At 65.4% G+C, this 17,804-nt stretch carries 18 protein-coding genes and 1 pseudogene; 5 read left to right on the plus strand and 14 right to left on the minus strand.

Annotation, left to right across the window (positions count from 1 at the left end):
• The first annotated feature begins 67 nt into the window (after positions 1 to 67).
• Complete coding sequence (locus tag QF038_RS19750) at positions 68 to 1,330, plus strand: ROK family protein (RefSeq protein ID WP_307612519.1); 1,263 nt, start codon at positions 68 to 70, stop codon at positions 1,328 to 1,330.
• A gap of 22 nt (positions 1,331 to 1,352) precedes the next feature.
• On the opposite strand, the gene QF038_RS19755 is transcribed toward QF038_RS19750, so the two are convergent.
• A complete protein-coding gene (locus tag QF038_RS19755; RefSeq protein WP_307612521.1) occupies positions 1,353 to 1,769 on the minus strand; it encodes a DUF6379 domain-containing protein in 417 nt (138 codons plus the stop codon).
• A 68-nt stretch (positions 1,770 to 1,837) separates the two neighbouring features.
• Here QF038_RS19755 and QF038_RS19760 point away from each other — a divergent pair, with 68 nt between their 5' ends.
• The 3 genes from QF038_RS19760 to QF038_RS19770 all read left to right on the plus strand — a co-directional run bounded on the left by QF038_RS19760 (position 1,838) and on the right by QF038_RS19770 (position 4,184).
• Positions 1,838 to 2,845, plus strand: coding sequence for a restriction endonuclease subunit R (locus QF038_RS19760; RefSeq protein WP_307612523.1), 1,008 nt, complete (start codon positions 1,838 to 1,840; stop codon positions 2,843 to 2,845).
• A gap of 52 nt (positions 2,846 to 2,897) precedes the next feature.
• Positions 2,898 to 3,572: a TetR/AcrR family transcriptional regulator gene (locus QF038_RS19765; protein WP_307612524.1), complete on the plus strand. Its 675-nt coding sequence runs from the start codon at positions 2,898 to 2,900 to the stop codon at positions 3,570 to 3,572.
• Between the two features lie 141 nt (positions 3,573 to 3,713).
• Entirely contained in the window at positions 3,714 to 4,184 is a 471-nt protein-coding gene (locus QF038_RS19770) for a carboxymuconolactone decarboxylase family protein (protein WP_307612525.1), read from the plus strand.
• Positions 4,185 to 4,231: 47 nt separating this feature from the next.
• Here the strand turns inward: QF038_RS19770 and QF038_RS19775 are convergent, their stop codons facing one another.
• The 11 genes from QF038_RS19775 to QF038_RS19825 all read right to left on the minus strand — a co-directional run bounded on the left by QF038_RS19775 (position 4,232) and on the right by QF038_RS19825 (position 15,114).
• Complete coding sequence (locus QF038_RS19775; protein ID WP_307612527.1) at positions 4,232 to 5,236, minus strand: sugar phosphate isomerase/epimerase; 1,005 nt, start codon at positions 5,234 to 5,236, stop codon at positions 4,232 to 4,234.
• A gap of 15 nt (positions 5,237 to 5,251) precedes the next feature.
• A complete protein-coding gene (locus QF038_RS19780) occupies positions 5,252 to 6,445 on the minus strand; it encodes a Gfo/Idh/MocA family protein (protein WP_307612529.1) in 1,194 nt (397 codons plus the stop codon).
• A complete protein-coding gene (locus QF038_RS19785; protein WP_307612531.1) occupies positions 6,442 to 6,840 on the minus strand; it encodes a DUF6379 domain-containing protein in 399 nt (132 codons plus the stop codon). Before QF038_RS19785 ends, QF038_RS19780 begins: the two co-directional genes overlap by 4 nt.
• Positions 6,841 to 6,848: 8 nt before the next feature.
• Positions 6,849 to 7,907: a sugar phosphate isomerase/epimerase gene (locus QF038_RS19790; RefSeq protein WP_307612533.1), complete on the minus strand. Its 1,059-nt coding sequence runs from the start codon at positions 7,905 to 7,907 to the stop codon at positions 6,849 to 6,851.
• A gap of 19 nt (positions 7,908 to 7,926) precedes the next feature.
• Entirely contained in the window at positions 7,927 to 9,030 is a 1,104-nt protein-coding gene (locus QF038_RS19795; RefSeq protein WP_307612534.1) for a sugar phosphate isomerase/epimerase, read from the minus strand.
• A complete protein-coding gene (locus QF038_RS19800; RefSeq protein ID WP_307612538.1) occupies positions 9,027 to 9,422 on the minus strand; it encodes a DUF6379 domain-containing protein in 396 nt (131 codons plus the stop codon). The genes QF038_RS19795 and QF038_RS19800 overlap by 4 nt, the downstream gene beginning before the upstream one ends.
• A gap of 83 nt (positions 9,423 to 9,505) precedes the next feature.
• Entirely contained in the window at positions 9,506 to 11,068 is a 1,563-nt protein-coding gene (locus tag QF038_RS19805; protein WP_307612540.1) for a GMC oxidoreductase, read from the minus strand.
• Positions 11,065 to 11,841: a TIM barrel protein gene (locus tag QF038_RS19810; protein WP_307612542.1), complete on the minus strand. Its 777-nt coding sequence runs from the start codon at positions 11,839 to 11,841 to the stop codon at positions 11,065 to 11,067. The genes QF038_RS19805 and QF038_RS19810 overlap by 4 nt, the downstream gene beginning before the upstream one ends.
• Before the next feature lie 134 nt (positions 11,842 to 11,975).
• Complete coding sequence (locus QF038_RS19815) at positions 11,976 to 12,812, minus strand: carbohydrate ABC transporter permease (protein WP_307612544.1); 837 nt, start codon at positions 12,810 to 12,812, stop codon at positions 11,976 to 11,978.
• A gap of 3 nt (positions 12,813 to 12,815) precedes the next feature.
• Positions 12,816 to 13,775: a carbohydrate ABC transporter permease gene (locus QF038_RS19820; protein ID WP_307612547.1), complete on the minus strand. Its 960-nt coding sequence runs from the start codon at positions 13,773 to 13,775 to the stop codon at positions 12,816 to 12,818.
• Positions 13,776 to 13,827: 52 nt separating this feature from the next.
• Positions 13,828 to 15,114, minus strand: coding sequence for an ABC transporter substrate-binding protein (locus QF038_RS19825; RefSeq protein WP_307612549.1), 1,287 nt, complete (start codon positions 15,112 to 15,114; stop codon positions 13,828 to 13,830).
• A 237-nt stretch (positions 15,115 to 15,351) separates the two neighbouring features.
• On the opposite strand from QF038_RS19825, the gene QF038_RS19830 reads away from it, so the two are divergent.
• Positions 15,352 to 16,308, plus strand: a complete 957-nt coding sequence (locus tag QF038_RS19830) for a LysR family transcriptional regulator (protein WP_307612551.1) — start codon at positions 15,352 to 15,354, stop codon at positions 16,306 to 16,308.
• 58 nt (positions 16,309 to 16,366) lie between these two features.
• Here QF038_RS19830 and QF038_RS19835 read toward each other — a convergent pair whose 3' ends face one another.
• Entirely contained in the window at positions 16,367 to 17,578 is a 1,212-nt protein-coding gene (locus QF038_RS19835; protein ID WP_307612553.1) for a sugar phosphate isomerase/epimerase, read from the minus strand.
• A gap of 3 nt (positions 17,579 to 17,581) precedes the next feature.
• A pseudogene (locus QF038_RS19840) lies at positions 17,582 to 17,794 on the minus strand (DUF6379 domain-containing protein); the annotation flags it as partial.
• Between the last annotated feature and the right edge of the window lie 10 nt (positions 17,795 to 17,804).

Here is a 17,804-nt window from a genome sequence, read left to right on the forward strand (position 1 = left end):
GAAGGATCTGGCTATAGCCACAGCAAACCGCGCGTTAGTGGGCTTTGATGTGTGAGAATTGGAAACTATGACGACAGAGTCCACCCTCCGCTTCGGAGCCCAGACCGACGAAGTGACGAGCCTCCTGAGGATCGTCAACCTGGTGCGGACAGGCGAGGCAACCACCCGCCCCGAAATCGGCAGGGTCACCGGGCTGGGCAGGGGCGTTGTCAGCCAGCGCGTGGACCAGGCCATCCAGTTCGGTTTCCTCGGGGAGGGGGAATTCGGTGCCTCCTCCGGCGGCCGCGCGCCCCGGACCCTACGCTTTCGTGCCGAGCAGGGGCGGATCATCATCTGCGCCCTCGGAGCAGCCCATATCAGGGTCGGTCTGACGGCGCTCGACGGCGACGTCCTGGAGCACACGCACCGCACCTGGGACATTTCCCGAGGCCCCGAGAAGACCATTGAGGCAGTCATGGCACTCGTGGACGAGGTGCTGAAAAAGGACTCCAACGTGCCAGTCTGGGCTGTGGTGGTGGGCCTTCCCGGTCCGGTCGACTTTGCCTCCGGCCAGCCCGTGTCGCCTCCCATCATGCCAGGGTGGAACGGCTTCGACGTCCGAACCCCTTTCGAGGAGCGCTTCAACGCGCCGGTCTGGGTGGATAACGACGTCAACCTGCTGGCCCTCGGCGAACGTGCGCGCCGCCGCGATTCCCTGGCGGACCTCATCTACTGCAAGATCGGCTCCGGAATCGGTGCAGGACTGCTGTCCCAGGGCAGGATCCACCGCGGTGCCAACGGAGCCGCCGGCGACATCGGCCATGTCCGGGTCCTGGACTCCACCGCCCAGTGCCGCTGCGGAAAGATCGGCTGCCTGGAAGCCGTAGCCAGCGGCTGGGCCCTGGTCAGGGATGCGGAACAAGCCATCAAGGACGGCGCCAACAGCTCCATGGCCGCGGTAGTGAAAAAGAGGGCACTGACTCTTGAGGAGATCACCCTGGCGGTCCGGTCCGGCGATCCCCTGGCCATCACCTTGATCCAAAAATCGGCGCGCGTGGCGGGCGAGACCATTTCCGCCTTGGTAAACATGTTCAACCCCAGCGTCATCGTCATCGGTGGGGCCATGGGTTCGGCCGGCGAGGTCTTCCTCGCGGAAGTGCGGCAGCGCGTCTACGAACTGTCGCTGCCGCTTGCCACCCGCGACCTGACGATCACCCTGTCCGTAGCTGACGAGCGCGAACCCCTCCGCGGCGGCGCCGAACTGGCGCGTGAGCAACTGTTCGATGTCACCTTCCCGCGCTGGTTTGCTGACGGCCGCCCCTCACCGGAACGGGTCGCAGTTCCCGCCTAGGATCAGCACCCGGCGCGCCGGCTCAGGCGACGTCGAGGGAGGCGCTGGGGACCGGGTTTCCGTCCAGTTCCAGCCGGGCCTCCAGGTGGAATGGCAGGACCAGCGGCGAGCCGGGCCGTGCCTGGAGGTACGGCACCATCAGCTGGAAGTCGACGGCGACGGCGTGCGTCCCGCCTGACAGCCCGCGCCTGCCCGTCAGGACGAGCCTGTCCTGCGCGAACCACCAGCCCTGCTCTTCCTGCAGGGCGCCCGGGGACACGCGCCGCAACCCCAGCATCACTGCCAGCTCCCCTGGCGCCAGCGGAACGCCGTCCACCTCCACCGTGAGGCTGGCGATGCTCGAGAGCGGCATCGAGCGGATCCACGGCAGGCCGATGCGGAGTTCAAGACCTTCGGCAGTGGCGGTCAGCGCATCCTCGCGCACAGCGGTTCCCAACATGGCTTCCATCCTTTATCCTGAATCTGACATAAGTTTGTCATTAACAAGCATAAAGGGGAAGACGCCTTATGGCTCCCGAAATTCCCAGCAGCTGGACGCTGTGCGCCAGCTCCTTCAACTGGACCCCTGAAATCATCGCCGCCCGCCGGACGGCCCGGGACATCGTCACCGGCATCGCGGATTCAGTGGTGCAGACGATCGAACTCGAGCCCGGACTGGTGTGGCGGTCCTTTCCCGTTCCGCGCGACGCCGAAGTCGACGAGCTGCGGAATGCCTTAGCAGCGAACGGCGGATCTGTCAGCATCGTTGGGGCCAGCCTGGACGACTTCACACCAACGGAACGCCGCTCTCTGCAGCAGCGCCTGGAGTTCCTGGTTCCCCAGATCCACGCCGCGCACCGCGTGGGAGCCACCGGCATCCGGCTCCCGATCGGCCAGGCCGGCACCGACCTGCTCACGCTGGTCCAGCCGCTGCTGCATGAGCTCGACCTGGTGCTGTACGAGGAAATCCAGGGGCAGCAGGCCCCCGGCAGTGCCGCCGTCGAGCCTGCCCGCGATGCGATAGCCGCCCTCGGAGATGACCACGTGCGGGTGCTCGTGGACATCAGCATGCTGATGCCTGCCCTTCCCGTCAGCTACCTCGAGGAGCTGCGCCGGGGCGGCTTGCCGAAGGACTTCGTGGGGCGGCTGGAGAATGACTGGCGGGACCCCGCCACCATCGACGTCGTCACCGCCCTGCTCCGCTCAGGAAACGTGCCCCCGCGGATCCACACCCTCTTTATGAACCTGCTCATCCGCTTCGGCCGCAGCGACGCGGCGGACCTGCAGGCCATCCTCCCCATGGTTGGCGCCTTCCACCTGAAGTTCTGGGACCTGGACGACGACGGCGGGCGGGTTTCGCAGCCGCTGCGGGACCTGGGCGCCCTCCTGGGCCGCAACGGCTTCAGCGGCACGCTCACCAGTGAGTGGGGCGGCCACGAGTGGCTGCAGGACGATCCCACTGACATGACCCGGCGGCACCTCGCACTGGCCGAGGCGGCGTTGGCCGGAGGCCGCGTGAGTCAAGTGGCCTGCTGACGGAAGGGTCCCGCATCCGAAGGCTTCGAGGACGGTGACCTAGGATTCTCCCATGAGCGCAGTTTCGGGCCATCAGCCTCCCGGGTTTCGGGCTTCGCAGCGCCGTAACGCCGATCCTGCCCACCCGATAGCGGCCTCCCGCGAGGCGGAAGTGCGGGAGAAAGTCCTGCGGGCAGCAAGCAACCTGATCGACCGGCTCACCTATGAGGCCGTCACCATTGACGCGGTAGCCAGGGCGTCGGGGGTGAGCAAATCAACGCTTTACCGCTATTGGCCATCGCGTCAGCTGCTGGTGCTGGAAGCGTTCACCTATAAAACGAACTTGCTCACCGACGTTCACGACACCGGCGATGTGGCGAGGGACCTGCATGCCTACCTCGTGGCGCTGACGTATTGCCTGAAGGTGGGCGGAGCGGCGTCCACAGTCGCCAACCTGCTGGCTGAGGCCATCAGGGATGCAGAATTTGCCGTCCATCTTCGGCAAACAATGCTCCGGGAGCGTCGGCAGGGATTCCTCACGATCATTCAACGGGCCCAGCACCGGGGGCAGGTGCGGGGCGACATCGACGCCGGCATGGTTATCGATGCCCTCTACGGGGCGGTCCATCACCGGCTGATTGCGACAGGCCAGGACATCGACGGAGCCTTCTTGCGGAACCTGTCCGGCTTCGCCCTTGCCGGCATGGCAACACCCGAATACCTGGACCGCGGCAGGGCAAGGACGTAGGCAGCCACTGCTCCCGCGCCACCAGACGTGGAACGTCTGGTGGCAATTCGTCCCATTCAGTGGTTCCCAACGCAGCAGGGAAGAGACGGTGGAACCAGCGCAGAAGCGCACTCCCTATCGAACCAAGGAGCCCCACACACAATGACGGCTACAGCAATCCTCCCCAGGACCGATGTAGGTGCCCAGCACCCGGAACTGTACAAAGCCATCAATTCCGCAGCCTTGAGGGCGGACCGGGCCGCCCTGGGAGAGGGACTCTCTCCACTGCTTATTGAGCTGGTAAAGATCCGCGCCTCCCAGATCAACGGCTGTGCATTCTGCCTGCGGATCCACACCAAGGACTCGCTGGCGAAAGGTGAGAGCCCTGAGCGGCTGAGTGTGCTTCCCGCCTGGCGGGAGAGCCTGTACTTCGACGATCAGGAACGCGCGGCACTGGCCCTCTGCGAATACATCACGCTGATCCAGGACTCCCACACGAATGCGGGCTGGTACCAATCGGCGGCTGAGCAGTTGACTCCGGGACAGGTATCCGCCGTGACATGGCTGACTATGACGATCAATACCTACAACCGGATAGCAATCAGCAGCGCCTACGCAGTCAAGCCGGAATAGCCGAAAGCCCGGCCCCGGGGTTTTGCGGGGCCGGGCTCTGGGCTGAATTACTTCGTGCTGAAGGCGGCGTCGAAGGCCGCCTCCGAGGGCTCGTAACTGGAGAGCCTGCGGACGAATGCCAGTGCTTCGGGGGCGCCGTCCAGGCGGTCCATGCCGGCATCCTCCCACTCCACGGACAAGGGGCCGCGGTAGTTGATGGAATTCAGCATCCGGAAGGCGTCCTCCCAGGGCACGTCGCCGTGGCCCGTGGAGATGAAGTCCCAGCCGCGGCGCGGGTCGGCCCACGCCAGGTGGGACGACAGCCGGCCATTACGCCCGTTGGTTAGCCGCTTCTTCGTGTCCTTGCAGTGCACGTGGTAAATGCGGTCCTGGAAGTCCCACAGGAACCCCACGGGATCGATGTCCTGCCACACCATGTGGCTCGGGTCCCAGTTCAGCCCGAAGGCCTCACGGTGCCCGATCGCCTCCAGCGCGCGCTGGGTGGTCCAGTAGTCGTAAGCGATTTCGGACGGATGCACTTCGTGGGCGAACCGGACGCCCACCTCGTCGAAAACGTCGAGGATGGGGTTCCACCGGTCGGCAAAGTCCTGGTAGCCGGCGTCCACCATTTTTTCGGAGGCGGGCGGGAACATCGCCACGTACTTCCAAATGGACGAGCCGGTAAAGCCGGTCACCGTCTTCACTCCGAGCTTGGCGGCGAGCCGCGCGGTGTTCTTCATTTCCTCGGCGGCGCGGCGGCGCACCCCTTCAGGGTCGCCGTCGCCCCACACATTGTCCGGCAGGATGCCGCGGTGCCGTTCGTCGATGGGGTCATCACACACGGCCTGGCCCTTGAGGTGGTTGGAGATGGTCCACACCTTGAGGCCGTGGCGTTCCAGGATGTCGAGTTTGCCCTGCACATAGGCGTCATCGTCCCAGCGCCAGGGGTCCAGATGGTCTCCCCAGCAGGCGATTTCCAGGCCGTCGTAGCCCCACTCGCCGGCGAGCCGGGCCACCTCCTCGAACGGCAGGTCGGCCCACTGGCCGGTGAATAAAGTAATCGGTCGTGCCACGTGTTTCCCTTCCTACTAAACCTGCGCCGGGACGTCGGCGGCGACGCGCGTCCAGGCGGACTCATTTTCGGAACTGCGCTCGACGGCGTCGAGCACCCGCTGCACCTTCAGCCCGTCAGCGAACGAGGGATGCGGGTCGGTGCCGCCCACGATTCCTTCCACGAGGTCCTTGACCTGGTGGGAGAACCCGTGCTCGTAGCCGAGCATGTGCCCTGCCGGCCACCACGCCGAGACGTAGGGATGCTCCGCCTCGGTAACCAGGATTTTCCGGAAGCCCTGGCGGTCCGCGGGTGCCGTCCGGTCGTAGAACTGCACGCTGTTGAGGTCCTCAAGGTCGAAGGCCAGCGCGCCCTTGTCCCCCGAGACTTCGATCTGCAGCGCGTTCTTCCGGCCGGTGGCGAAGCGTGAGGCCTCGAACGATGCCAGCGCACCGGATTCGAACCGGCCGGTGAAGATTGCGATGTCGTCCACCGTCACCTGGCCCTTGCCTGCACCGGCGGTGCCGGAGAGCCCGGAACCTGAAGCGGAATCCTCCAAAAGAGGGCGCTCCTTCACGATGGTGTCGATGGTGCCGGAGACCTTTTCGAGGTTCAGCCCGGTCACGAACTGGGCCAGGTCGATGGCGTGGGCGCCGATGTCACCCAGCGCCCCGGAGCCGGCCTGTTCCTTCTGCAGGCGCCAGGCCAGCGGCATCTCCGGGTCCACCAGCCAGTCCTGCCGGTACGAGGCACGCACCTGGTTGATGGTCCCCACGGCGTCTTCGGCGATGAGGTTGCGGAGAAAGGTGGCGGCCGGGACGCGGCGGTAGGTGAATCCCACCATCGCCCGGACGCCCCGGGCGGCGGCACGCCCGGCAGCCTCAGCCATGGCTTCGGCCTCGGCTACCGTATTGGCCAGCGGCTTCTCGCACAGGACGTGCTTGCCGGCTTCAAGTGCTGCGATCGCGATCTCGGCGTGTGAGTCGCCGGGGGTGACGATGTCGACGACGTCGATATCGTCCCGGGCGATGACCTCGCGCCAGTCGGTGGCGGACTTAGCCCAGCCCCATCTGTGGGCTGCGTCCGCCACCGCGCCGGCGTTCCGCCCCACGATGACGGCCATTTCCGGTTCAGCCGGCAGGTCAAACATCCGCGGCGCGGTCCGCCAGCCCTGGGAGTGGGCGGCGCCCATGAAGCCATAACCGATCATGGCCACCCGCAGGGTTGTCATGCCAGCACAACCTTGCGCTCAACCGCCACCCGGTTTCCGACGTAGCGCATGGGCGCGATCTGCATGTAGAGCAGGCGGAGGGTAAGGATGACTTCGACGTCAAGCTCCTCCCCGGCATCGGGGATGCGGTCCAGAGGGATGATGACATCGGGCTTGTCAGCGACGAACCACAGGGTTTCCCATTGCTCGGGCAGCTCCGCGATGGAGTAGGACTTGCCCTGCAGTTCAAAGCGGAGGGCTTCCTTGGGGATCGCCACACCGTTGACTGTGGCGGCGACATCGTCCACGGCGGACAGCCAGAGGCTGCGGTACCAGGGCAGTTGGACGGACACCGAAATGCCCTCGCGGTGCCTGCGGACGTCGGCGTCCTGGAACAGGGAGTTGTGAGTTGCCATGGCTTTCCTTACTTCGCAGTCTCGACCAGGGTCGGGTTGGAAACAGTTGAATCGACGGATTCTTCGATGGCGCGGCGCATCAGGGCGTGCTGCTTCTTCACCAGGTCGATGGGGTCGGATTCGCCGAGGTCGGCGAAGGCGTGGCCTTCCCATTCGCTGGACAGGAAGCCCTGGTAGCCGCCCTTGACGAACTGGCGCACGATGCGCGGGATGTCCATGGCCGGCTCGTTGCCGTTCTCATCGATATCGTAGAACTTCGCGTGCACGTGGAACATCTGCGGCATGATGTCCAGCCATTCCTCCGGCGGGACCAGTCCGTGCATGTTGAACGCCAGCCGGGTGAAGGGACCCAGCCGGGCGGGATCGAAGTTGTTTTCGCGCAGGTAGTCCTCGAACTCCTGGTTCCGCTCCTGCATAGGCAGGGGCTTGCGCCAGATGTCCTGCATGACTGCGAAGTGTTCCTCGGGCAGGCCCATCTGGGTCAGGGTGCGGAACAGCGTGGGCGACAGGCTGTGCATGGTGGAACTGAAGTCTGCCGTGAAGCCCAGCCGGTCGCTGCCGAGCTCCTCATACATCTCGCGGATCTGGAGGATCTTGGGATCGTTCGGGCCCTGGGGCGCGTGGATCTCGTAGCCGAGCTTCTGGTCGTACTTCTCGGCCAGCGGAAGCAGCCGGCGGAGCAGTTCCTTGCCCGCGGACCGGATGACGATCTTGTTGAAGCCCAGCGTGTTGGCGGTCTTGAGCTGCCTGGCGAAGAAGTCGTATTCCTCGTCCGGCGTCATGTCGCGGTCTTTACGTCGGCCCATGTCCAGGTTGGTGCCCACGGCGCTGGGGGTCAGGCCGTAGCGGTCCATGCTGTCCCGCCACAGGCGGACGAAATCCTCGTCCACGTCCGGGTAGGTGCGCAGCATTTGGGCGATGTTGAACTCGACGCCGGGTCCGAGGCCTTCATCGGCGACGGCCTTGATCAGGGTTTCAGGGGTGTAGAGCCCGGCGGCGAATTCGGAGGTGAGTGAATAGAGGGTGATGCCAAGCTCGATGCCCGAGCCTGCGATGCCTTCTGACATGTTGTTGATTCCTTTTGTTTCAGCCGCGGACGGGCTGGGCGAGGTGGCTGCTGAGGATGCGGCGGGCGTCGGTTGCGTCGGTGATCATGGCGGAACCGGCGTTGGCCGCTGCTGAACGCTGGACGGCCTGCTCGCCGCGGATGATCTCGAACGGGTCCTGCCAGTTGTTCCAGTGCCAGCCTTCGTATTCGCTGGAGATGGCACCGGAGTAGCCGTTTTCCACGAGTTGCCGGACCAGGCCGCGCACCGGCACTGAGGGCTCTTCGCCGTTTTCGTCAATGCCGAAGAACTTGCCGTGCACGTGGCGGACCCAGGGCATGATTTCCAGCCAGGTATCCAGCGGTGCAGGGCCGAACAGTCCCGTTCCGTTGATGCCGAAGTCGATGCCCAGATCGGGCCGGCCGTTCTGCGCGGCGAGGCCAATGAAGGCGCCGAAACGTTCGCCGTGGACCTTCTGGTTGTTGGGCGGTCCTTCGGCATAGAAGCCGTCCCACAGCTCAACCACCTGCCGGAGCAGGTCCTCGGAAGCGCCACGGCGGCGGTAGGCCTCCAGCAGGGAAGGGGCAAAACCGGTGACCGTGGCACCCCAGTCGGCAGTGAAGCCAAGCAGCGGGGAATCGAGCTTCTCGTAACGGTCGCGCAGCGCGAGGACGCGTTCGTGGGCGCCGTGCTGGTCCGCGTGGACTTCGAGGGCCAGCGTGACGCCGTACTTCTCGGCCACGGGCAGCAGGCTTTCCATGGCGTCGGGCGTCAGCGAGATCTGCACGCGGGCGATCGGGAAGCCGAGCCGGGCGGCCACCTCGATCTGCTTGCGCATGTATTCGACCAGCTCGTCGTGGTTCATTAGCCGGTCCCGGCGGATGCCGGTGTCAACGTTGACTGCCAGCGAGGTGGGAACGAGATCCACCTCGGCCACCAGGTCGCGGAACTGCCCAACAAAGGTGTCATCGATGCGGTCCGGGAAGCCGCGCAGGCTGGAGAACCCGATAACCTCAAGGCCCGGGCCGAAACCCTCAGCCGCCACCTTGCGGATGAGGCCGTCGAGGTCGTACTGCCGGGCGTGGAAAGCCCGGGTGAAGCTGTAAAGGGTGACGCCCTGGATCGGCGTGCCGAGGCTGGTCATCGCTGTGCCACCTTCATGGTCTTGGTGTCGTGCTCTTCGATGTGCAGCACGCCGTGGTCGGTGATGATGTAGGGGATGTAGAGCTTCAGGTCCACCCGGACCTCGTGCTCTGCGTTGTCATCCCGGACGGGAAGGTCGCCGGACAGGACGGCCGAGTCCAGCGGGTACCACCATTCGCCGGTTTCATCCACGAGCTCTTCAAAGCTGAACGTGCGGTTGTTCATGGTCCAGCGCAGCGTGTCCTCCGGTGCGGCAACGCCGTCAATCGTCAGTGCTGCGCCGGCGATGCATGAGCCCGGAAGGGCGCGGTACCAGGGGATCCGGACTTCGACGGCGGTGCGGCCGTCCTGGGTGGTCAGTGTTCCCTGCTCGATTATGCGGTCGGCGATCATCGAGACCTCCTTGTCTGCGGCATGCCTTGCCGGTGAGTGAAATACCTGTGCTGGAACGAAGTGGCCACTTGGCGGGGGCTTCTTCATGATTTAGACAGTCTATTGTCTGATTTAGACATAAGTAAAGCGCTATTGATTTCTTCAGCGATTTTTCGAGCGCCACGCACAGCGAGCGCCACCGACGTCAGCGTGGGATTGCATGCTGTGGCGGTGGGGATGACGCCATTGCCGGCCACAAAGAGGCCGGGGACCTGCCACACCTGGCTGTCCGGCGAACAGACGCTCTCGCCGTCGTCCGTCTCGCCCATACGCGTGGTGCCCTGGTAGTGCAGCGAGGCACCCGGTGGCAGGACGAAGGGCCGCTCGTCCAGGGGTTCGCCCACGGCCTTGCCCAGGCGGACAATTTGCTGCCTGGCGCGGTCCAGAATCTCGTGGTCGCGGTCGGTGAGGCGGTAGTGGATGCGCATGGCGGGCATGCCGTAGGAGTCGCAGGTATCGTCGTCGAACGCCACCCGGTCCTCGCGCTGCAGGTCCTTGGCGCAGAACAAACCCAGCCCCACAATGGAACCCGGGACGATGGGATCATCATCGGCCAGGGGAACCGGGGAAGCATCCAGCTGCATGATCTGGCCGTGGAACGGCGCCTCGTCCGTGTAGGGAACCCAGGCGACTCCGCTCTGCTCACTGAGGGCGCCGTTGGGGGCTGCCGGCGCGTCCTCGGGCTGGACATCGCGAAGCCTGCTCGCGAACACCACCTGCGCCTGGTCGTTCAGGTAGCGGCCCAGGGCATCGGGCCGGATCCCGGAAGCCCACAGCAGCTGCGGTGTGCGCAGGGCGTCCGCCCCCACCACAACGTAGCGGGCGGCCACCTGATAAGTGTTACCGCTGCGGCGGTCCTGGACTTCGATGCCGGCAGCAGTGCCGTCCTCCACCAGCACCCGGGTCACCAGCGATTCATCAAAGAGTTCAAACTGCGGGTTTTCGCGGGTGGCCTCCCCCATCACGACGTCGGATCCTGACCACACGAGGCCGCCATCCTGCCGCCGGTGTACAGCAAGGGGCATGGGCTGGACGCGGAAGGCAGGCTTTCGGCCCTTGTCCACTACGGTGGCGAGGCGTTCGCGGACCAGGTCCGAGAAGGGGGCACCATCAAAAGCGTGCGTGGTCACGCCCAAAAGGCGGTCGGCATCGTTAAGGAGCTCTTCCAGGTCCGGCAGGAACGGGATGCGCTCCTTGCCGCCCGGGCGGGGGCAGGCGGCGGTCCAGTGGGCGGCCATGCCGCCCACATTGCTGGACATGGCCGCGACGGGCATGCCGTCCTCGCCCGGGAAGGCGTAGCCGTCCTGCAGCAGGTAGGTTCCAGGGCGCGCGCGGCGTTCGCCGCTTTTAACGGCGCCCGGCGAGTTCACCGTTGCGGCACCGGCACCGGGACCTTCCGACGCCCGCTGGGCCAGGCTCCGGAGCTCAGCGTCCTCGATGTTCTTGACGTGCGCCCCGGGCGGATTGCTGACAGTCGGGCCCACTTCGAACATGGTGATCGTGGCACCGGGGGCTTCCTCGCTGAGGATCCGCGCGTAGGCCGAGGCCGTGGGGCCGCTGCCGACGATCGCGACGTCTACCGCGGCGGGATATCGTTTACCGCTCACCGCCCCGCCACCAGTTCCTGGATGCGGCGCACCGACTTTGCCGAGTCGATGGTGGGGTAGTACTCAAGGCCGATGGGGCCGGTGTAGCCGCTGGTCCGCAGGTCCGCGAAGCGGGCGGGCCAGTCGATGGAGCCGGAGCCGGGCTCGCCGCGGCCCGGGGCGTCGGCAACCTGCACGTACTTGATGAGGTCCCCGGCGTTGGCGAGCTCCGCGGCCACGTCCTCGCCCTCAACGGTGGAGTGGTAGAGGTCGTAAAGGACGCCGAAGTTGGGCGAGTTGACGCCCCTGGCGACATAGACAGCTTCGGATGTGCGGTCCAGGAGGGCTCCGGGGTGGTCAACACGGATGTTCACCGGTTCGAGGACCAGGGTGATGCCGGAACCCTCGATGTGCGCTGTGCCCTGGGTGAAGATTTCGATCAGCTCGTCCAGCTGGTCCTGCCGCTTGCGGCCGCCGAAGCCGGTGCCGCTGCCCACCACGATGCGGGGGCAGCCGAGCTGGCGGGCCACTTCGACGCCGGCATCCAGTCCGGTGTAGAACGGCGCGTGGTCCTTGGGCGGGATCATGAACTGCATCCGCGGTTCTGCCAGCTGGGCGGTGAGCTGGACTCCAGTCTCCTCGAGGGCTTCCTTGAGGGCGGGAATGTCCTTGCCCGTGGGGCCCCACATTTCCACGGCGTCAAAGCCGGCGGCGGCTGCGGCGCGGACACGGTCGGCGGCGCTGGTGCCTGCTTCTGAGAACAAAAGGTCGATGTTGGGCGCGAGCTGGTACATGCGTGGCTCCTGGGTAGTTGAGAGTGGTCAGTAGGAATGTGGGGCGGCGCCGTGTCCGGACGGACCTGTTTTTGGGCGCAAAGGATCACGGCAGGCCGCTTGTGCGGTTTAGTGCGGTTTTCCGGCGCGGCCGGTCAGCCCTTCAGGCCGCCGGAGAAGCCCTGGATGAAGCGCTTCTGTGCGAACAGGAACAGGGCGAGGATGGGGATCATGGACACGATGACAATGGCGAAGATCGAGTTCCACTGGGAGACAAGGGAGCCGATGTAGTAGTACATGGCCACCGGCAGGGTCTGGTTGGCGGAGCCGCCCAGGAAGATCAGCGACGTGAAGAAGTCGTTCCACACGATGAGCCCGGCGAAGATGGTGACTGTTCCCGTGGCGGGAGCCATCATGGGGAACACCACCTTGGAGAAGATCTGGGACTTGCTGGCGCCGTCGATGGTGGCCGCTTCTTCGTAGTCCGTGCCGAGTCCGCGGAAGAAGTTTGCGTAAAGGAAGATCGAGAGCGGCAGGAGCATGCCGGTGTAGAGGACGATCAGGCCCCATGCGGATCCGGTGAGTCCCAGCGCCCGAGCACCCATGTAGAGGGGAACGGCGCCGAGCTGGCCGGGAAGGATGATGGCCACCAGGAAGAGGTAGTACGCGCCCTTGCTCCAGCGGCGGGTGCTGCGGGAAATGACGTAGCCGGTGATGGAGCCGAGGGCGATGAGCCCCACGATGCTTCCCGCGGTGATGATAAGGCTGTTCACCAGGCCCATCACCACGTTGGAGTTGCCGGTGGCGGTGAGGACGTCGATGAAGTTGCTGAAGTCCGGGCTTTTGGGCGGAGCCAGGGCTGAGGTGGTGAAGAGCTCGGTGTCCGGCTTCAGGGCTGTTGTCACCAGGAAGTAGAACGGCGTGAGGAAGATCAGGGCGAGCGCCCACAGGCCCACTTCGCGGAGCAGGGTGAGTTTGGTGTAGCGGAACATGGCTTAGTCCTCAGGGTTCGAACGCGTCAGCCGCTGCTGGATTACGGCGAAGATCAGGATGATGGCTGCGAGCACCAGGGCCAGGGCGGCACCGCCCCCGAAGTTTCCGAGTGCAAACGCCTGCTTGTAGACCTGGGTGGCCAGCGTTTCGGTTGCCCCTGCGGGTCCGCCGCCGGTGAGCGCCATGATGGGATCGAAGACGCGCAGTCCCTGGACGATTCCCAGCGTGGTGGCGATGGCGACGGCGGGGCGGGTGGCGGGCAGGGTAACGTTCCGGAACCGCTGCCACAGGTTGGCGCCGTCAATGGCCGCCGCCTCCTCCACTTCCGCGGGGACACCGGCCAGGCCGGCCATAAAGATCACCATGGCAAAACCGGTGGAAGACCAGACCAGCACCACCAGGACGGTCCAGATGGCCCACTGGGGGTCTGCCAGCCACGGCTTGGCCTGGTCGCCGGCGCCTATTGCCGTGAGGAAGGCATTGAGCGGACCGTCGAAGTCGAAGATGTACTTCCAGATATAGGCCGTGGCCAGCGGGCTGAGCACCACCGGCATAAAGAACAGGGTCCGGAGGATATAGCGCGTCTTGAGGATGCGGTTCAGGCCCAACGCGATGACAAGCCCGGCGATGTTGCCCAGGAGAACCGAGCCAAAGGCCAGGAAGAGCGTGTTGGAGAGGGCTCCGACTTTCGTGGGGTCCTTGAAGATGGCCTCAAAGTTTGCCCAGCCCGTGATCTTGAACGCGCCAATGCCCGTCCAGTTGGTGAAGGCGAAGAATCCGCCGATTCCGGTTGCCACATAGTGGATGGCAAACACCAGGGCGATCCCGGGCAGGGCCCACCACCAGTGTCCGAACTCCAGGCCGTGGCCCCGGGAGCGGGCGTTCTGGCCCGCCCCCGGAGTGCGCCTGCCTCGCCGGGGTGCTTCTGCTGCTTCGCTTTTCGGTTGCATCGTCGCAGTCATGGTATTCCTTGCTTGTCCCTTTGAGTGGTCGGAACGTTGATGGTGAAAAACGCTACTGGCCCCAGGCGGCGTCCATGGCCTGCAGGACCTGGTCAGGGCTCTTCTGGCCCGTGATGATGCCTTGGACTCCCGTGGCCAGCGCGTCGTAGACAGCGGAGTTCGGCCACTGGATGTTCGGCAGCGGGCCGTACTTGCCGTCCTTGATCAGGTCGCCGACGTTCTTGTAGGCGCCGCCCTCGAAGTCGTACTTGTCCAGTCCCGTGACCGGAAGGGCGCCGTCGATCTCGGCAAAGGCCTTGGTCTGCTCCGGCTCTGCAGCCCAGTCAAGGAAAGCCTTGGCGGCGTCCTTGTTCTTGGAGGCCGCGTTGATGGAGAAGGCGTAGTTCGCGCTGGCGAAGACGTAGCTCTTGCTTGAGCTTTCCGCCGGCAAGGCCCGGACGCCGAACTTTGCACCGCCGGCGGCGGATTCCAGCTGCTTCCAGCTGGGGGCCGGGATGAACCCGCTCACGGATGTTCCACCGGCAAGGCCCTTGGTGATGGCGTCGAACCCGCCGCCTGCTGCGCCCTTCTGGAAGCATCCTGCGTCCTTCAGGGTGTTGACTGCTTCGAGGGCTGACTTCCAGCCGTCAGAACCGGCGAAGGTGGTCTCCTTGGCAGCGCGCTTGTCGTTCCACTTGGGGTCTTCCGCGTAAACGCGGGAGGCCGCCAGTGACATCGCCATCAGGCCGGTGTTGGGAGGGGCTGCTCCCGCGAGCGCAAACAGGGATTTGCCGGACGACTCCAGGCTCTTGCACTGTTCCTCGAGGGAGGAGAAGTCGGCAGGGAACCCGCCGGCCGCCTCTGCGGCCGTCTCGTTCGCCACCAGGGCAGCGACGGTAATTTCCGTGGCCTGGCCGTAGACCTTGCCGTCGGTTCCGAAGGTGCTGTCGCTTCCCTCGGGGAGCAGCTCCTTGGCGGCATCGTCCAGCGGCTCAAGGAAGCCGGCTTCGGCGAGCGGCAGGATGCTGCGTCCGGTGCCGGCTCCGGGCGAGGTCACCACGACGTCCGAGGCGTTGCCCGCCTGGAGCTGGGTGCGCAGGGTCTGGTCGTAGGAGTCATTGGGCTGCGGGTTGAACGTGATCTTCACGTCCGGGTTCGCCTCCATGTACTTCTCTGCGAGCACCTGGAAGGGGCTTTCGATGGTGTTGGAGGTGGCGAAGGACAGCGAGAATTCCTTCGAGCCTCCGGAGGAGGCGTTGCTGCCGGTGGAGGCCGAGCAGCCGGTGAGGACGAGGGCGGCGATGGTGGGGACGGCGAGGGCGCCGGCCTTGAGGCCTGAATAGCGACGGTGCTGTGTCATGTCCAGCCTTTCTGACTTCGTTGTCGAAAATATCCGGGAGCCGTGACCCCGGTCACTCATCAGTATGCAGGAGATGTGCAGAAAAAGCACATAAGTATTGCAGATGCTAGACATAAGTTTCACGGGGGTCTGCGGAAGCCCTCCCTGCATCGGGACTTGTGATGCACCACACCGGCTCTATTGATGCCGCTGATACACTGGCGGGACGAAAGTTCACCGTTGAAAGATCGACGTGCCGTGACGAATAATGTCCTGCTTTCCCGGCTCGACCTCAACCTGCTGATCTCGCTGGATGCCCTCATTACCGAGCGCAGCGTGACGAGGGCGGCCGAGCGGCTCCATCTGAGCCAGCCGGCGCTGAGCGCTTCGCTCGCGCGGCTCCGGTCCCATTTCGGCGATCCCATCCTGGCACGCCGCGGCAATGCCTATGAACTCACCCCCTTCGCGCTGCGGTTGGCTGAGCACACCACCACCGCGCTGGAGGCGGCACGGCGCGTCTTCGAGAGCCAGGCCACGTGGGAGCCCAGCGAATCCGAGCGGGAGTTCTCCATCTACGGCTCCGATTACGGATTTACCACCATTGGCCGCGTGGTTTCCGAGCTTGCTGCGGAGCGCGCGCCGGGCGTCCGGTTCCGGTTCATGCTGCACAACCCGATGGTGGTGGAAGATGCAGCCAACCGCCTCCGTTCCGTGGACGGCATGGTGATTCCGCACGGGTTCCTTTCCGGCCTTCCCTACCTGGACCTGTGGCGGGACGGCTGGGTGGCGGTGGTCTCTACCTCCAACGACGCCGTCGGCGAAAAAATCACCATGGACAACATTGCCGAACTTCCGTGGGTGATGACGTACCAGACCCGGTCCGCGTCAACCTCGGCGGAACGCCAGATCATGCAGCTCGGTGTTGAGCCGCGCGTGGACGTGGTGGTGGAGAGTTTCCAGTCCTTGCCGCATTTTGTGGTGGGAACCAACCGGATCGCGCTCATCCAGGCGGCGCTGATACCGTTCGCGCTGCGGGTGGGCGGCGTGCGGATCCTCCCGCTGCCCTTCGATGCCACACCGCTGGTGAACGCCCTCTGGTGGCATCCGGTGCACAACCGCGATTCGGAGCATGAGTGGATGCGTGGCCTGTTCAAGGAGGCTGCCGATATCGTCGCCGCCGCGGCCGCCAAGGACGCTCCTCAAGCCTCAGCTTAAATGCCGCGGTGCCCGGCCGGGTGAACGGACGGGCACCGGGGGTGCACAACGCTGGGGGTCAGGCTGTCGCCAGTGCCCAGCGCATGCTCTTGCGGATGAGGTCGTGCTGTTTGCGGACCAGCAGCAGCGGATCCACCTCGCCAAGCTCGGCGAAGGCGTGGCCCTCCCATTCGCTGGACCAGTAGCCGCGGTACCCGCCCTCCACGAACACGCGGACCAGTTCCGGGTAGTCGATGGCGGGCTCGTTGCCGTGCTCATCGATGTCGTAGAACTTGGCGTGGACGTGCATGATCTGCGGCATGATGTCCGCCCATTCCGTCGGGCTGACATGGCCGTGCATGTTGAAGGCCAGGTGCGCGAAGGAACCGAGGCGGGCAGGATCGAAGTCGCGTGCCCGCAGGTAGCCGATGAACTCCTCCTGCCGCGCGCGCATGGGGGCATCGGTGGCCCAGATGGCCTGCAGCTTCTGGACGGCTTCGTCGTCGAGCCCTGCACGGCGGACGGCGCGCAGGAGCGTGGGAGACATGCTGTGCATGGTGGAGGAGAAGTCCGCCACGAAACCCAGCAGCGGTGAATCGAGCTCCGCGTACACGTCGCGGACCTTCATGATCTCCGGGGAGTTGGGACCCAGTGGTGCGTGGATCTCGTAGGCAAGCTTGAGCTCCAGGTCCTCGGCGAGCGGCAGCAGCCGTCGCAGCAGGTCCGGCTTGGCGCTTTGGATGCGGACCAGCGGGAACCCGAGCTTCTTGGCACCGTGGAAGAGCGTCTGTGTGAACTCGTATTCCTCGTCGGGTGTCATATCCCGGTCGCGGCGCCGGCCCATGTCCAGGTTGGCGCCGAAGGAGCTGGCGGTGAACCCATGCTTGTCGAAGGCCTCCTGCCAGGAACGGGCGAAGTCATCCGAGACGTGCGGATAGGTCGGCAGGACCTGGGAGGCCACGATCTCGATGCCGGGGCCGATGCCCAGCTCGGCCACGCGGTTCAGCAGGCCGTCAAAGTCGTACCAGCCGGCCCGGAACTCGGCGCTGGCCGAATACAGGGTGAGCCCGAGCGAGAACGGATCGTCCTCAGCCTTTGGCGGAGGCGGGGTGACCGCCGTCCTTAATACAGGAGCCGCAGCGGCCTTGTCCGTGACAGTCAGCTCGAGCGTCTGGTTCACGAAGTTGGGGACATACATCCCGGGGCCGCCGTCCTGGCCCGGGGCGATCTGCATGTAAGGCAGGCGCAGCTCCCCGATGAGTTGGACGGTGTGCTCCCCGCCCAGGGCCACCGGGGTATCCCGCTTGGCGATCAGCAGGGGGTGCTCCTGCAGGTACCAGAGGGTTTCGCTCTGCGCCGGCAGGTCGGCGAGCGCATAGCGGACGCCGCCGAGTTCCAGGGCCAGGTCCCCGGCAGGAACGTCCTGCCCGTCAATGGTGAGCCGCAGGCTGGAGACCGAGGAGAGCCACAGGCTCCGGTACCACGGCAGGGTCAGGGCCAGGGCCAGGCCGTCCGGG

It is taken from the genome of Pseudarthrobacter sp. W1I19 (assembly GCF_030817835.1).
Classification (GTDB): Bacteria; Actinomycetota; Actinomycetes; order Actinomycetales; family Micrococcaceae; genus Arthrobacter.

What these genes read in the sequence shown, in the direction of transcription:
- QF038_RS19780 (WP_307612529.1), bottom strand. Translation starts at nt 6,445, where the DNA reads ATGACAACCCTGCGGGTGGCCATGATCGGTTATGGCTTCATGGGCGCC.
- QF038_RS19810 (WP_307612542.1), bottom strand. Translation starts at nt 11,841, where the DNA reads ATGTACCAGCTCGCGCCCAACATCGACCTTTTGTTCTCAGAAGCAGGC.
- QF038_RS19750 (WP_307612519.1), top strand. Translation starts at nt 68, where the DNA reads ATGACGACAGAGTCCACCCTCCGCTTCGGAGCCCAGACCGACGAAGTG.
- QF038_RS19755 (WP_307612521.1), bottom strand. Translation starts at nt 1,769, where the DNA reads ATGTTGGGAACCGCTGTGCGCGAGGATGCGCTGACCGCCACTGCCGAA.
- QF038_RS19800 (WP_307612538.1), bottom strand. Translation starts at nt 9,422, where the DNA reads ATGATCGCCGACCGCATAATCGAGCAGGGAACACTGACCACCCAGGAC.
- QF038_RS19765 (WP_307612524.1), top strand. Translation starts at nt 2,898, where the DNA reads ATGAGCGCAGTTTCGGGCCATCAGCCTCCCGGGTTTCGGGCTTCGCAG.
- QF038_RS19815 (WP_307612544.1), bottom strand. Translation starts at nt 12,812, where the DNA reads ATGTTCCGCTACACCAAACTCACCCTGCTCCGCGAAGTGGGCCTGTGG.
- QF038_RS19825 (WP_307612549.1), bottom strand. Translation starts at nt 15,114, where the DNA reads ATGACACAGCACCGTCGCTATTCAGGCCTCAAGGCCGGCGCCCTCGCC.
- QF038_RS19790 (WP_307612533.1), bottom strand. Translation starts at nt 7,907, where the DNA reads ATGTCAGAAGGCATCGCAGGCTCGGGCATCGAGCTTGGCATCACCCTC.
- QF038_RS19770 (WP_307612525.1), top strand. Translation starts at nt 3,714, where the DNA reads ATGACGGCTACAGCAATCCTCCCCAGGACCGATGTAGGTGCCCAGCAC.
- QF038_RS19760 (WP_307612523.1), top strand. Translation starts at nt 1,838, where the DNA reads ATGGCTCCCGAAATTCCCAGCAGCTGGACGCTGTGCGCCAGCTCCTTC.
- QF038_RS19785 (WP_307612531.1), bottom strand. Translation starts at nt 6,840, where the DNA reads ATGGCAACTCACAACTCCCTGTTCCAGGACGCCGACGTCCGCAGGCAC.
- QF038_RS19820 (WP_307612547.1), bottom strand. Translation starts at nt 13,775, where the DNA reads ATGACTGCGACGATGCAACCGAAAAGCGAAGCAGCAGAAGCACCCCGG.
- QF038_RS19795 (WP_307612534.1), bottom strand. Translation starts at nt 9,030, where the DNA reads ATGACCAGCCTCGGCACGCCGATCCAGGGCGTCACCCTTTACAGCTTC.